Here is a 14,062-nt window from a genome sequence, read left to right as displayed (position 1 = left end):
CGGATGAGACCCGCGGCACGTCACCGGACGGTCGGGCACACGGGGCCGACCGACTGGCCCGGCAGGTAGGACGTCCGTTCCTCCTTGGTCAGGTCGCGGTCCACGGAACGGCAGATCTCCTCGATCGCTTCGGCGGGTTTCTGGAGGACGACGTCCCACAGCTGCGCGGTGGCGTCGGCGCCGCCGGTGGCGATGGTGTGCCCGTTGGGGCTGAAGGCCACGGCGAACACGGCGTCGGCCTGGGGGATCGCGAATCGCTTGCTGCGCGTGGTCACGTTCCACAGCCTTACGGTCCAGTCCTGGCTGCCGGAGGCGAGCGTGCGTCCGTCGGGGCTGAACGCCACCGAGACCACCGGGTCGAAGTGGCCCGTCAGGATGGTGTGCTTGCGGCTCTCGGTCACGTCCCACAGGCGGACGGTGCCGTCACGGCTTCCGCTGGCGAGGACGCGTCCGTCGGGGCTGAACGCCACGGCCCAGGGGCTGTCGGTGTGGCCTTTGAAGGTGGTGCGGTTCTTGTGCGTGTCCACGTCCCACAGCCGGATGTTGTTGTCGCCGCTGGCGGAGGCGACGGTCCGCCCGTCGGGGCTGAACGCCACCGCGACCACGATGTCGTCGTGGTTGGCCAGGATCGTGGGCTTCTCGGCCGGTGCGGTCACGTCCCACAGGCGGACCGTGCCGTCGTAGCCGCCGGTGGCGAGGGTGCGCCCGTCGGGGCTGAACGCCACCGAGATCACCGCACCGGTGTGGCCCCTGAGGATGGTGCGGTTCTTGGCCGTGGCCACGTCCCACAACCCCACGGTCGTGTCCGCGCTGCCGGTGGCGAGGGTGCGTCCGTCGGGGCTGAAGGCCACCGAGTAGACCTGCTGGAGGGAGCCTTTCAGGACCGCCCGGCTCTTGTGCGTGGCCGTGTCCCACAGCCGTACGGTCCGGTCGTAGCTGCCGGTGGCGAGGGTGTGTCCGTCGGGGCTGAACGCCACTGACCGCACCGCGTTGTCGTGGCCTCTCAGGACGGCGTAGTTCGCGCCGGGAGATACGTCCCACAGCCGCGCGGTGTTGTCGTGCCCGGCGGTGGCGAGGGTCAGACCGTCGGGGCTGAACGCTGCCGAGACCACCGCGTCGTAGTGGCCGGACAGGTGGTTGTGGGACCTTCCGGTGGCCACGTCCCACAGCACCGCGGTGTTGTCGTGGCTGGTGGTGGCCAGGGTGCGTCCGTCGGGGCTGAACACCGCCGAGTTCACCATGTCGGTGTGCTCGGCCAGGGTGAGGCGGGATTTCCCCGTGGCCACGTCCCACAGTCTCGCGGTCCAGTCGTGGCTGCCGGTGGCGAGCGTGCGTCCGTCGGGGCTGAACACCACCGAGTACACGGTGCCGGTATGACCCTTCAGGATGCTGCGGGTCGTTTCGGCATCCGTGTCCCACAGCCGCACGGTCTTGTCGGGGCCGCTGCTGGCGAGGGTGTCCCCGTCCGGACTGAACGCGATCGAGCTCACCGCCGCAGTGTGGCCCTTCAGGACGGCGTCGCTCGTGCCGGAGGCCACGTTCCACAGCCGGACCGTCGAGTCGCGGCCGCCCGAGGCGAGGGTGGTTCCGTCCGGGCTGAAGGCGACCGAGTACACGGCGGCGCTGTGCCCCTTCAGGGTGGTGTGGTTGGTGTGCGTGGCCATGTCCCACAGCCGTACGGTGTTGTCGTTCTCGGCGGTGGCGAGGGTGGTTCCGTCCGGGCTGAACGCCACCGCCCACACCACCGAGCCGTGCCCCTTCAAGGTGGTGTGGTTCTTGCCGGTGGCCGCGTCCCACAGCCGTACGGTGTTGTCGTGCCCGGCGGTGGCGAGGGTGCGCCCGTCGGGGCTGAAGGCGACCCGGTTCACGGCGCGGGTGTGGCCGGTCAACCGCCGCCTGAGCGGTAGGGACGCGGCGTCCTCGACGCTCGCGACGGCCTCGGGAGTGTGTTTGGCCCGGTACGCCTGGACGGCCAGGAGCGAGGCGAGGTCGGGGTCGGTGTCGATGAGGGTTTCCGACAGGGCGGCGAGCTGCCGGGACTGGGCCGTCACCCGCTGGTCGATGGCCGTCCGCCACTGCCAGAGCGCTCCTCCGGCGGCGACGAGTGCGAGGACGAGCAGGGCGGCGAGGACCATGTTGAGGCGTCTGCTGCGCTGGATGGCGGCGTGCTGGTGGTCCTTGCTGGCCTTGAGGAAGCCTGCGATGTTGCCCGGCAGGCGGCGCTGGTGCGACCAGTCGAGGCCCTCGGCGAGAGCCGTTCCGCCGAGCAGGTCGCCGGCGTCCTTCCCTTCGGCCCAGCGCGCGTACCGCGAACGGGTCTGGTCGAGCCACACCTTGAAGCGGTGGTCCTGCTCGACCCACTCGCGCAGGGTGCCCCAGTCCCGGATCAGGGCGTCGTGGATCAACTCGGCCACCGGCAGCGCGGGAGGGGCGTTGCGGACCAGGGAGACGCTCGGCGTGTGGGTGGTGATGATGCGGTGACCGATGAGGGTGTCGAGGACTTCCTCGACGGCCTTGCCGCCGCCGTCGCCACTGCCGTCGCCGCTGCCGGTGTCCTCGCCGGGGTCGGCCGCCATCTCCCGTAGCTCCTGCAGTGTGACCTGCTCCCGGATGGGAGGGATGTTGTGGCGCGGGTCGCCGGAGCGGACCAGGGAAGTCAGGATGCGCTGTGCGATGGGCAGGTGATCGGGGTCCAGCTGGTCGAGGGCGATGTCGCACCACGTGGTCAGACTGCCGGTGACACCGCCGATGCGGTGGTAGGCGTCGTTCGTGAGGTAGCCGTCCCGGCGCCGCTCCCACAGCTGGCTGAGGGCCAGCTCCAGCAGGGGGAGTACCGTGACGGGCGCGAGCCGGGTGGTCTTCCCCTCGGGGGTGCTGGCCAGGACGTCCTCGATGATGTGCTCGGGCAGGCCCGGCTCGAAATGAGCGCCCGCCTTCAGCGCGGGCAGCGTGATGATGGCGTTCAGATCGTCCTGGCTCAGCGTGCCGGGCATGTTGAGCAGCCCCGGCATCGCGGCTTCGAGCAGCTTGGGGGCGAGAGCGGCCTGCTGCGGGTAGAAGTCGTCGCGCATGACCAGGATCACGAAGAGCGCGGAGTGCGACTTGACCGCCGTGGTGATCTGGTCGGTCGCGGCCAGGCGCAGGTCCCGGTCCCGGCCGGTCACGGGCCGGGTGAGGAGCTCTTCGAACTGGTCGATGACCAGGACGACGCGCCGGCGCCCGGGCTCGGTCCGGAGTCTTCGCGTGACGGCCGCGCCGATCCCGTCGCTGACCGCGCCGGGCAGTCCCGAGCGTTCGAGTTCCAGCAGCAGGTTCTGCCGGGGCCGGACGACCAGGGGCAGCCAGCGGTCGCTGCCGGGTACCTCGCCCGCCGCCAGGGCCGGCAGGACGCCCGCCTGCACCAGTGACGACTTGCCCGAGCCGGAGGGGCCGAGGAGCAGCGTCACCCGCTGCTGCTCGGCGAGGTTCGCCAGCACCTGCCGGACGGCGTCCTTGCGGCCTTCGAACCACTCGGCGTGTTCCGCGCCGAACGCCTCCAGCCCCCGGTAGGGGCAGACGTCCCGCTCGGCCAGCTCCGGCCAGACCTCGCGCAGCACCTGGGTCGGGGTGACGTAGGCGATCCCCTGGCCCCGCTCGTGCTCGTCCGGGGCCGTGATCTCGGTGAGCATGCCGATGACCAGGCCGCTCGTCTCGTCGACGACCGGCCCGCCGCTGAACCCGGTGGTCAGGTCGTTGGCGCCGGTGAGCTGCAGGTGGGCGGCCCGGCCCTCGGTGGCGGGCAGCAGGGCGCCGGCCGTGCCGTACCCGAAGTGGCCGCCGACGGGGGCCTGCGCCGGGAACCCGAACGAGTGCACCTTGTGGCCCCGGGAGCCCGCGGCGGTGCCGAGGGGCAGCGGTGCGACGCCCGCGGTGACCTCGGCGCCGGTGCCCAGGCGTACGACGGCCACGTCCTCGTCCTCGGGGGCGCGCCACGCGTCGGCCAGGACCAGCCCCTCGACCTCGGGTGCGCCCTCCAGGTGCGGGAAGGCCAGCCGCAGGCTGTCGCCGGGCTCGGCGCCCGCGGCGCGTACGACGTGCGCGCACGTCATCAGGACGGCCTCGGCGACGAGGAAGCCGACGCCGACCACCTCGCCGTCCGGTCCGAGGACCTGGGCCACGGCCCGGAACAGTCCCGCGTCGCGGGAGTGCTGGTCGCTGTTGTCGCCGTGGTCGTGGTCGTGGTCGTGATCGTGGTCGTAGTGGCCGTCGTCTCCGGACGGAGGCGCGCCGGTGGTGTCCACGGGATCAGTCCGCGTGTGGTTCGGCGCCCGGGCGGCTGCCCTTCTTCCACTCCATGGTCACGCGCAGGTGGCCGTTGGTGCTGGTCTTCGTGATCACGGCTCCGGCCTCGAACGCGAGGTCGACACCGAACTCGATCTTGATCGCGTCGGGGCCCGCCTTGCGCAGCTGGTCGAGCATGGCGCCGGCCGCGTCCGTCACCGAACCCAGGGCCGATTGCAGGCTCTTGGGCAGTTCCTGGATGACGTCGCCGATGCGGCCGGCCTTCACCGGCCCCTCTGCTGCCGACGGAGCCTCGATCAGCAGGGAGCCACCGTCTGCCAGGGAAATCCGAGCCAGATGTGTCACGGCTCCTCCTCTGCCCGCGGCCTCGGCCGTTCCGCCCCTCGATGCCATGGTCAGCGCGTCCGGTGGCGGGCGCATCCGGGGCGGCCCGTACGCGTGACTCACGCGACGGGTCGCAGCCCGGTGAGGACGGGCCGGTGGTCACTGCCGAGGTCGGGCAGGACGGTGGTGGTGGCGGGCTCCAGGCCGCGCAGCAGCACGTGGTCGATCCGGACCACGGGGAAGGCGGCGGGCCAGGTGAAGCCGAAACCGCGGCCCGCCTCCTCCTGTGCGGGCTTGAGGTGGCGCGTGAGGGGGGCCAGGCCGCGGTCGCGAAGGCTGCCGTTGAGGTCGCCGAGCAGCATCACGCGTCCGACGGGGTCCTCGGCTATGCGGTCGGCCAGTTCGGCCGCGGCGGCGTCCCGGCGCCCGATGGTGAAGCCCTCGCTCGCGCGGACCCGTACGGAGGGCAGGCGCACCGTGTAGATGGCGGTGTCGCCCCCGGGGGTGGCGGCGACGGCACGGATCGCGTGGGGCCAGGCGCCGCCCAGGTCCATCTCCTCGACCTCGCGCAGCGGGTAGCGCGACCACAGTCCCAGGGTGTTGCCGGTGGTGTGGTGGCCGTAGGTCCCGGCGAGCGCCTTCTCGTACCCGGCGATGGCCGACAGGGGAACCTTCTCCAGGGCGACGACATCGGCGCCGGTGGCGATCACTTCCCGGGCGACGTCCTCGGGCGTGGTGCGGTCCCCGCCGACGTTGAAGGTCAGGGCCTTGAAGTCGGCGTGCCCCGTACGGGGAGCCATGGCCAGGGTGGGGACGAAGAGCAGGCACCAGGCCACCAGGGGTACCAGCGCCGCGGCCTTCCCCGGACGCGAGCCGCGCACCGCCGCCCACGCGAGGAGGATCGCCACCGGGATGCCGAACCACGGCAGGACGGTCTCGGCGAGACTGCCGAGGTTGCCCGGCCTGTTGGGCAGCAGCCGCGGGAAGAGCAGCGCTACGGAGAGGAGGAGTGCGGGGACGGCGATGCGTGCGGTGTGACGGGGGCGGAACCCCGAGCCGTCCCGCCGTGTGCTGAGGGCCATGAACGCTCGCTGTGTTGCGGGTGCGGCAACGGGGCGGCTCGGAGCCGCCGGGACGCACCGGGGCGGGGCTTCGGTGAAGCGGTCGACGGAGGGGCCGGGCAGCGGCCGGCCCACGGCTGAGACACGGCCGGAGAGAGTTCAGCCGTTCAGAGCGGAAGCGGATGCGCGCAACTTGGAGGTTCGCCGTACGACACAACGACCACCTCCGTCACACGTCATCACACGTCGTCACACGTCATCGAGCAAGCCTGAACGCTGGACCTTGTGGGGGTATGTCCGACTTGGCGACGAGCCGACGATGACATCCCGGTTCATCCCGGGTCAAATCCGCTGACATGGTCGGCTCCGGCCGGCCATCACCTGCGGTGGAACACGACCTCCGGGTCGGCCGCCGTCGGGCCGTCGAGGCGTGGAGCCTGCATCCCGCGCAGGTGCAGGTCGAAGAAGTCGCCGACGTACGCCCGGGTGATCTGCTGGGAGCGGGTGCCCGAGAGCGGCGTCTCGGGGTGGGCGTACCCGACCTGGTCACCGAGCACCGGCCAGTCGGTGAAGCCCGCATGGCCCGCACCCGTGACGGTCAGCCAGCGCTTCCAGCCGTCCAGCAGGGGCCAGTTGTCCTCCCAGGAAGTGTCGGGGAAGTCGGGCGGCAGCAGGGCCGGGTCTCCGGCGAGCATCAGGAAGGGGCGTCCGTCGAGGCCGCTCCCGGGAACCGGTGTGAAGAAGGTGCCGTCCATGTTGACCCCGGCGTCCACGCGCGGGTCCGCGGCCATGGCGGCCGAGGCCGCGGCTCCGCCGATGGAGTGGCCCGCCATCCCGATGTGCCGGGAGTCGATCAGCCAGGAGTACCGCCAAGCCGAACCCGGGCCGGTGAGGCGGTCGAGGAGGAAGGGGATGTCACGGGCCCGCCCGTCGGAGACCCGGTACAGCGACTTGTCGGGGAACACCTGCTCGCACGCGGTGCAGTTGAGCATCCGCCCGCCGGGGAAGAGGGTGCCGTCCGACTCGTACGCGTGGTCCACGGCGGCCACGACGTAGCCGCGGCTGGCGAGTTCCTCCGCCAGGGTGCTCAGTGAGGAGCGGGGCGCGGTGAAGCCGGGGGAGAGCACGATCAGCGGGTAGCGGCGCATCGAAGGCCGGGGCAGGGCGTTGTCCCGCGCATGGGTCCGGGTGGCCGCGATGCGCTCGGGCGTGGCGTGCTCGCCGAGCTGCCCCCGGTCGGTCAGCAGTGCCTTGGCCTCGGGGACGGCCATGTAGGGAGCGGGGGTTCCGGTGTGCGGGAGGGCCGGGTAGTACAGCGACAGCAGTAACTCCCGGTCGGCCGTGGGCACCCAGGGGTCCTTGCGGTCCCGGTCCACGAGGTGGAGGGTGTCGCGGCCCACGGCGAAGGCGCCGGTGGGCCGCGGGAGTTCGATTCTGGAGGCGCTCGCCGGGGTGGTCGCGGCCGCGGCGGGAGTCGTGAGCGTGCCGGGCGCGGCGAGGGCCAGTCCGGCCGCCACTGCCGTCAGCATGCGGATGATCTTCTTCATGTCGACACCCTAAGGCATATTAGGCAAGGCTTGCCTAAGTGGCCCGGGGGTTCGTGGAGTTCAGTGCGCATCCGGCCAAGCTCCATGGCCGTTCGGTGAATCCGGCGCGGCCGGCGGCGGGTCGGAGGGCTCAAGAGCGCACGTCGGGGCCCGGCGTCACTCGCGTACGCGTACGGCCGCGAGGCGGGTGCATCGCCCGTGACCTGCCCGAACCGGCGCTCAGGGCCCGATATTCGAACGCTGTGTCCGTAAATCGGTCATCGAAATGCACCCGGCCTTCGCGTCGGACACTCTGGGTTTCGACAGGACGTGGTATCGAAACCAAATATCGCGTTCAACCTTTGAATCGAAAGCGAGTTTGTTGTGCGTCACCGCATCGCAGTTGTCTCCGCCGCTGCCCTCCTCTGCCTGATCGGCGCCAGCGGCATGGCGACGGCCCAGCCCGACAGCCTGTACGCCCCGTCCGCCCTGGTCATCGCCGTCGCGCAGGGCGATGACGCCGACACGGCCACCGTGGTCCGGGCGTCCGCCCTCAGCTGCATGCCGGCCGCGCGGGGCACCCACCCCGACCCCGAGGCCGCCTGCGCGGCCCTGAACTCCACCGACGGGGCGTTCGACCGGCTGCTGGACTCCCCGAACCCGGACCGGGCGTGCCCGATGCACTACGACCCGGTCACCGTCACCGCGGACGGTGTGTGGCAGGGCTCCCGCGTTGCCTGGAAGTACACCTTCTCCAACGCCTGCGTCATGTCCGCGACCCTCAACGGCAGCGCGGTCTTCGCACTCTGACTCCCAGCCGGGCCCGGCCGTTGCGGCCGGGCCACTCCGGCTCGGCCGCTCTCTCTGGGATGCTGATACCTGATCGGGGTCTCGCGGGGGGCGGGGCGCACCGGCCCTGCGGGGTCGGCCGGCGCCCGGCGCCCGGCGCCACGGGAGGGAGAGGGGCATGCCGGTGGTCGCAGGCACAGACATGGCCGTTCGGGGAGTCGCGATGACCCGGGTGGGTGACCGGTGGCGGGTGACCCGGCCGTGGCCCGCCCAACTGCGCCCGATCGTGCACAGCTACGCCGGCTACTGGGAGGCGGTGGCGGCCTCGCCCTATCGGGTGCGGCTGGTTCCCACGGGCCGGGCCGTCGTCGTGATAAGCCTCGGCGAACCATTCGCCCAGATCCACCGGCTGGGCGGCGCGAGCCCGAACAGCCAGGTGACCGGCTCGCTGATCGCGGGCCTGGAGGACGGGTCCCGGGTGTGTGACCACCCCGGCGGCCAGGAGGCGATCCGGCTCGAACTGACCCCTCTGGGCGCCTTCCGGCTGTTCGGCATGCCGATGAGCGAGTTGACCAACCGAGTGGTCGAACTCAGCGACGTCCTCGGCCCCGGGGCCGGACTGCTGGTGGAGCAACTGGCCACCACCGGCGACTGGGGAGCCCGGTTCGACCTCCTGGACATCGCTCTGACGGCCCGGCTCGAACACGGCCCGCGTCCCGCGCCCGAGGTGAGCCACGCCTGGCGGCTGCTCGCCCGCGCCGGCGGGGCGATCCCGGTCGGCCGGATAGCGGCCGAAGTGGGCTGGAGCCAGGGCTACCTGGTCCGCCGGTTCACCGAACAGGTCGGCCTGACGCCCAAGATGTCCGCCCGGGTACTGCGTTTCCACCGGGCCATGGGGCTGCTCACCCGCGAGGGTGCGAATCTCGCCGAAGTGACCGCTGCCTGCGGCTTCTACGACCAGGCCCACCTCAACCGCGAGTTCCGCTCCCTGGCCGGGACCACCCCGGGCCAGATGGCCGCCGCCCGCGTGGCGGAGGGTGCCCTCGCCCTGTGAGGGGCGTGAGGTCAAATTTTTCCAAGCCAGGCGGCTCGCACATCGCTAGTCTCCCCGTCCGTAGCCGGTCAGGCACCCGAGCACATGGATGCATCTGCCGGGACCTGACCCAGAGGGGAGTACTCGATGGAAGACCTGCTGCGCATCCTCGTGGCCGGCGCGCTCACTGGCGGCCTCGTCGGTCTGGCGGGAGCCCTCGGCCGACGCAGCCGCAGACGCCGGGACCGCGGTGACACGAGCCGCCGCTGACGAGGTCGCCACATGCACTTCAAACTGTTCGAAATCCACTTCGATGACCCCCTCTACCAGGAGTTTCTCGCCGAGCAGGAGAAGGCGTACGCCCGGCGCGGCCACCAGTCGATGGTGAGGTTCGGAAAGGGCGACCCACGCGTCGGGGCCGATGTCCTGAGCTGTGTGGCGGCCGTTGACGACGACGGCCGGCTCGTGGGAGGTGTGCGGATCCACCACGGAGTCACGGGGGAGCTGCCCTCCGAGATCCACCTCCGCAGCCCGGAAGTGTCGGCTGCCGTCGCCCGGGCCCGTGCTCAGGGACTGGCGGTGGCGGAGCTCGCCGGCGCCTGGGTGGCGCCGCACTGGAGGGGGCGCGATCTCATCACCCTCCTGATGGTCGCCGGGATCGCCGCCGCCGAAGGACGTGGCGCCACGGCGATCCTCGGCAGCTGCTCGTCCCGGCTGACCGATACGTACGCGCTCTGCGGCTTCCGGTGGCGGTGGGAACTGCCCCTGATCGACGTCCCCTTCCCCGGCATCACCTCGTACTACGCCCTCGACGGGATCAGAGCGTTCCACAACCGGGAACCGCGGCTCACGCGGGCGTTGCAGCTGGTGGGCCGAGCGCTGACGAACTCGCGCGAGCACCTGGCCGAGGACGTCCTGCGCGACTGCGCCCGCCGGCTCGGTATCCGGCTGTTCGAACTCTCGCTGCTCTCACCGGAATCCTGACACCGCCGCCCCTCTCACTCTGGCCTCCGCCTCCGCCCCGACCACGATCTGCCGAAGGTGCACGATGAGTCTGGAATCGCACATCAACTCCCTTGCCGGGACAGCCGACGGCGCGACCCCCTGGCGTCCGCGGCTGTTCGCCGCCGGCGACCCCGGCCAACGGTCGGAGCTGACCGGGATCCTGGCCCGCGGCGAGGCGACTGCGGTCCGGGACACCCTCACCGAACAGGTGGCGGAGCTGCTCACCACCCGTCGCCCCGCCTGGCGCCCGGGCGACGAGGAACTCGCGACGGCGGTGGAAGGGCACTTCGACGGGCAGCCGCCCCTGGAGTACGGCACATGGGTCTGGTACCCGTGGTCCCGCCAGCTCGCGCACGTCCTGCCCGAGCCCGAGTACCGCGAACTGCGGCAGTCCCGCAACCAGTACAAGATCACAGCGGCGGAACAGGCCGACCTCGCCGGCAGGACGATCGCCGTGGCCGGCCTCTCCGTGGGCGCTGCCAGCGCGTTCACCCTTGCCCAGGAAGGAGTCGGAAGCCGCTTCCGGCTCGCGGACTTCGACCGGCTCTCCCTCTCGAACCTGAACCGGCTGCGCGCCTCGATCACGGACATCGGACTGCCCAAAGTGGTCCTCGCCGCACGGCAGATGTACGAGATCGACCCCTACCTCGACATAGAGGTCTGGCCGGAGGGCCTGACCGAGGACAACGTCGACGCCTTCCTCACCGGAGACGGCCGCGCCGACCTGTTCATCGAGGAGTGCGACGACCTCTACATCAAGGTCTTCGCGCGGGAGCGCGCCCGTGCACACGGAATCGCGGTGCTCATGGAGACCAACGAGCGCGGCATGCTGGACGTGGAGCGCTTCGACCTCGAACCGCATCGGCCCGTGCTGCACGGCCTGCTCGACGGCGTGGCCGCCGCAGACCTCAAGGGACTGCCGGTCCGCGAGAAGGTCCCCCACGTCCTGCGGATCCTCGGCCCGGAGAACCTCTCGGCACGCATGGCCCCCTCGCTGATGGAGATCGGGCACACCCTCTCCTCCTGGCCCCAGCTCGCCTCGGGGGTGGCCCTCGGCGCCGCCGTGCTCACCGACACCGCCCGACGGGTCCTGCTCGGGCAGTTCACCGGCTCGGGGCGCTTCCTCGTAGACCTCGCCGAGCTCGTACGCGACTGGACACAGGCCCGCCCGGCGCCCGCGGAGCCGTCCTCGGCCCGCCCGGCAGGGGCTGCGGCCGAGCAGCCGCACAGCCCCCCGCTCGTCCTGCCCGGCCCCGGCGAGGCCCTGGGCGAGGAGGGCATCCGCCGTCTCGTGGCGTACGGAACCAGGGCCCCCTCGGGCGGGAACGTCCAGCCCTGGAGGTTCGTCGCCCGCGGCCCGGTGCTGTACTGCCGCACCGACGACACGCAGCCGCCCACGCTGCTCGACTTCCAGGGGACCGCCACCCAGTTGGCGATCGGAGCGGCCGTCGAGAACATCGACCTCGCGGCCCGGGCCGCGGGCTGGGCCTGCCACGTACGCCCCATGCCCGACCCGGCCGACCCCGGGCTCGTGTGCGAGCTCACCTTCTCCAGGGCCCCGCACGCACCGCGGCCCGAACTCGCCGACTGGATCGACCGGCGCGCCACGAACCGCCGCACCGGCCCCGCCCGTCCGCTGGACGAGTCGCACCGGCAGGCCCTGATGAGCTGCGCGGCCGACAGCGGCGCGCGCCTCCACCTGATCACCGACCGTCCGGAGCTGGAGGAGGCCGGGCACATCCTGGGCGCGGGCGACCGGCTGCGCATGCTGTCCCCGCGCCTGCACCGGGAAATGATGAGCGAGCTGCGCTGGACGCCGGAGGAGGTGCGGACCACCCGCGACGGCATCGACATCGCCACCCTCGAAGCGGACAGCGCCGATCTGGCGGGCCTGTCCCTCGCCCGCCACTGGCCCCACCTCGCCTTCGTACGGCAGATGGGCGGCGGCCGCGCCTTCGAGCAGGGCGCGCGCAACAGCGTCGCGGGCTCCTCGGCGATCGGCTGCCTCACCACCACCGGGACCGGTGCCCATGCCCATTTCGACGGGGGCAGGGCCCTGCAACGGCTCTGGCTCACCGCGACGTCCCTGGGCCTCGGATTCCAGCCCGTCACCGTCCTGCTGTACCTCTTCGCCCGCATCGAGCGCGGCGACGGCACCGGACTCGACGCGACGGAAACCGCCATCCTGCAGACCCTGCGCAAGCGCCTCTCGGCTCTGGTCCCGCAGCACCCGGGCGAGACCGAACTGCTGCTGTTCCGCCTCGCCTACGCACCGCCCCCCACCGCCCACGCCCTGCGCAGGGAGGTCGACAGCGTACTGAGCTTCGACGCCCCCACCCGGCGCGGCTGACGCGCGGCGCCCGGGACGGCCCGGTGGCGGCCGTCACGGGCGACACCGCCACGGGCTACTTCGGCTGGTCGGTCGGCGGCTGGTTGCCGATCTGCTCGTTGAGCTTCTGCTGGACGGTATCCACCTGGGACTGGTACTTGTTCCCCGTCTTCTCGTCGAAGGCGTCTCCGGCCTTCTCGACGCCTTGACGGGCTACGTCCTCGTGGCCCTTCAGCAGACCCTTGAGCTTGTCGATCATGGACATGGGGTGTCCTCCTCACGGAAAACTGACCCCTCCACTGTCACCCAAGAGGGTCAATCCCACATCCGGAGGCCGAGGACGAGGCCGACACCGTCAGCTGACGGCGGCGGTGCGCAGGGCGGCCGTCGTCCGGGCCGGCGGCGTACCCGCAGCTCAGGCCGCCTCCGGCCGGACCCGGGTCGAACGAGATGGATTTGCTGCTCTTCTCGTCCCTCAGCGCGGGGTCCCATTCGGTGCTCCGGGCCGTGAAGACGGCGCGCACGGTCTCGTCTCCGTCCTGGTCGTAGAACCAGAGACGCAGGGCATCGGGCTTGGACCGGTCCGCCAGCATGGCGCTCTCGGCGCGCGCGGCCGAGCCGCCTCCGACGCCCGCGGCTCGGGGTGGTAGCCGAGCGCGCCCTTCACCACCGCCGCGACGGCCGGCACGCCGCAGACCTGGCCGAGGGCGTAGCTCTGCGACGTGGTGTCCACGGAGAGGGTGATCATGCAGGTGTTCGTATGCGCGCTGGAACGATCGTCGGATCACGATCCGATATCCGCCCACCCCCTCCACGAGGAGCTTTCATGTTCGAAGATGTCCAGGGCCTCTCTCCTGAGCGTGCCGCGCGACTCGCCCTGCTGGTCGCGCAGTGCGAGCCGCTGCTCGACCAGGACGAGGGCATGGAGCACGCCCAGCGGCTGCTGCGGGACCTCGGGGCCGGTGTCATGGACTCGATCCTCGTCACGCGAGCACTGCTGGGAGCCGGCCCCGGGGAGCTCGGGGAGCTCGGGGAAGCCGAGAGCGCCGTACTTTCGAGCAACGCGCGGACCACCGAACTGCCGGCGCGGCGGCCCCTCGTGGACGTGATCGCGCAGGCGCAGGACGTTGCCGACGGCCTCCTCCGGCCTGCCCGAACCCCTGGCGGCACCAGGATCCTCGCCATCGACGGCACGGGAGGATCGGGCAAGACGACGTTGGCCGCCGCGGTGGCAGGAGTGCTCGACGGCGCCGCCATCGTGCACGTCGACGACTTCTACCGCCCCATGCCCGACGGCGAGCGGGAGCGGCTCGACGCGGAACAGGGCTACCACCACTACTTCGACTGGGAACGTCTCCGGGACCAGGTCCTGATTCCGCTGCGGGACGAGCGGGTCGCGCGCTACCGGATCTACGACTGGACCACCGGGCGGCTCGGCGCCCGGCGTGAGATCGCCCCGGGCGCCGCGGTGATCGTCGAGGGGGTCTACGCCGCCCGCCCGGAACTGGCCCACTACTACCACTTCACCGCGTACGTCGACACCCCGCGGGACGTCTGCCTGCGACGGGTGCGTGCGCGTGGCGAGAACGGCGAGGAGTGGATCCGGCGTTGGCGCGCCGCCGAGGAGCACTACCTGCGAACCACATGGCCCCAGAGCAGGGCCGACCTCATGGTCAGGGGCTACTGAGGCCGGCGGGCCACCACACGCCGTGCG

12 protein-coding genes are annotated in these 14,062 nt (G+C 71.7%); 6 read left to right on the top strand and 6 right to left on the bottom strand.

Annotated elements, in window-relative coordinates; all coding sequences use genetic code 11:
• Positions 1 to 20 precede the first annotated feature (20 nt).
• The 4 genes from AB0M99_RS03980 to AB0M99_RS03965 form a co-directional block, all read right to left on the bottom strand.
• Positions 21 to 4,280: a trypsin-like peptidase domain-containing protein gene (locus tag AB0M99_RS03980; RefSeq protein WP_365917060.1), complete on the bottom strand. Its 4,260-nt coding sequence runs from the start codon at positions 4,278 to 4,280 to the stop codon at positions 21 to 23.
• A gap of 4 nt (positions 4,281 to 4,284) precedes the next feature.
• Positions 4,285 to 4,626, bottom strand: coding sequence for a CU044_2847 family protein (locus AB0M99_RS03975; protein WP_365917059.1), 342 nt, complete (start codon positions 4,624 to 4,626; stop codon positions 4,285 to 4,287).
• A gap of 98 nt (positions 4,627 to 4,724) precedes the next feature.
• Complete coding sequence (locus tag AB0M99_RS03970) at positions 4,725 to 5,687, bottom strand: endonuclease/exonuclease/phosphatase family protein (RefSeq protein WP_365917058.1); 963 nt, start codon at positions 5,685 to 5,687, stop codon at positions 4,725 to 4,727.
• Positions 5,688 to 6,043: 356 nt separating this feature from the next.
• Complete coding sequence (locus AB0M99_RS03965; RefSeq protein WP_365917057.1) at positions 6,044 to 7,213, bottom strand: alpha/beta hydrolase; 1,170 nt, start codon at positions 7,211 to 7,213, stop codon at positions 6,044 to 6,046.
• 363 nt (positions 7,214 to 7,576) lie between these two features.
• On the opposite strand from AB0M99_RS03965, the gene AB0M99_RS03960 reads away from it, so the two are divergent.
• From AB0M99_RS03960 to AB0M99_RS03940, 5 genes are all read left to right on the top strand, one after another.
• Positions 7,577 to 8,002 carry a subtilase-type protease inhibitor gene (locus AB0M99_RS03960; RefSeq protein WP_365917056.1) on the top strand — a complete coding sequence of 142 codons (426 nt, stop codon included), beginning with the start codon at positions 7,577 to 7,579 and terminating at the stop codon, positions 8,000 to 8,002.
• 202 nt (positions 8,003 to 8,204) lie between these two features.
• Positions 8,205 to 9,035, top strand: coding sequence for an AraC family transcriptional regulator (locus tag AB0M99_RS03955; protein WP_365917055.1), 831 nt, complete (start codon positions 8,205 to 8,207; stop codon positions 9,033 to 9,035).
• A gap of 126 nt (positions 9,036 to 9,161) precedes the next feature.
• A complete protein-coding gene (locus tag AB0M99_RS03950; RefSeq protein ID WP_365917054.1) occupies positions 9,162 to 9,284 on the top strand; it encodes a hypothetical protein in 123 nt (40 codons plus the stop codon).
• A gap of 12 nt (positions 9,285 to 9,296) precedes the next feature.
• Positions 9,297 to 9,998: a GNAT family N-acetyltransferase gene (locus tag AB0M99_RS03945; RefSeq protein WP_365917053.1), complete on the top strand. Its 702-nt coding sequence runs from the start codon at positions 9,297 to 9,299 to the stop codon at positions 9,996 to 9,998.
• A gap of 64 nt (positions 9,999 to 10,062) precedes the next feature.
• The gene (locus AB0M99_RS03940) at positions 10,063 to 12,369 is read left to right on the top strand and encodes an Rv1355c family protein (RefSeq protein ID WP_365917052.1); all 2,307 of its coding nucleotides are present in this window, start codon (positions 10,063 to 10,065) and stop codon (positions 12,367 to 12,369) included.
• Positions 12,370 to 12,424: 55 nt separating this feature from the next.
• Here the strand turns inward: AB0M99_RS03940 and AB0M99_RS03935 are convergent, their stop codons facing one another.
• Together AB0M99_RS03935 and AB0M99_RS03930 are read right to left on the bottom strand one after the other, a co-directional pair.
• The gene (locus tag AB0M99_RS03935) at positions 12,425 to 12,613 is read right to left on the bottom strand and encodes an antitoxin (RefSeq protein ID WP_365917051.1); all 189 of its coding nucleotides are present in this window, start codon (positions 12,611 to 12,613) and stop codon (positions 12,425 to 12,427) included.
• Positions 12,614 to 12,650: 37 nt separating this feature from the next.
• A complete protein-coding gene (locus AB0M99_RS03930) occupies positions 12,651 to 12,941 on the bottom strand; it encodes a hypothetical protein (protein ID WP_365917050.1) in 291 nt (96 codons plus the stop codon).
• 233 nt (positions 12,942 to 13,174) lie between these two features.
• On the opposite strand from AB0M99_RS03930, the gene AB0M99_RS03925 reads away from it, so the two are divergent.
• Positions 13,175 to 14,035, top strand: a complete 861-nt coding sequence (locus tag AB0M99_RS03925) for a hypothetical protein (protein WP_365917049.1) — start codon at positions 13,175 to 13,177, stop codon at positions 14,033 to 14,035.
• Positions 14,036 to 14,062: the final 27 nt, after the last annotated feature.

The organism is Streptomyces sp. NPDC051183, from assembly GCF_040682455.1.
Lineage (GTDB): Bacteria > Actinomycetota > Actinomycetes > Streptomycetales > Streptomycetaceae > Streptomyces.
The sequence above is the reverse complement of the archived record's forward strand: the minus strand, read 5'-3'. Positions and strand labels throughout refer to the sequence as shown.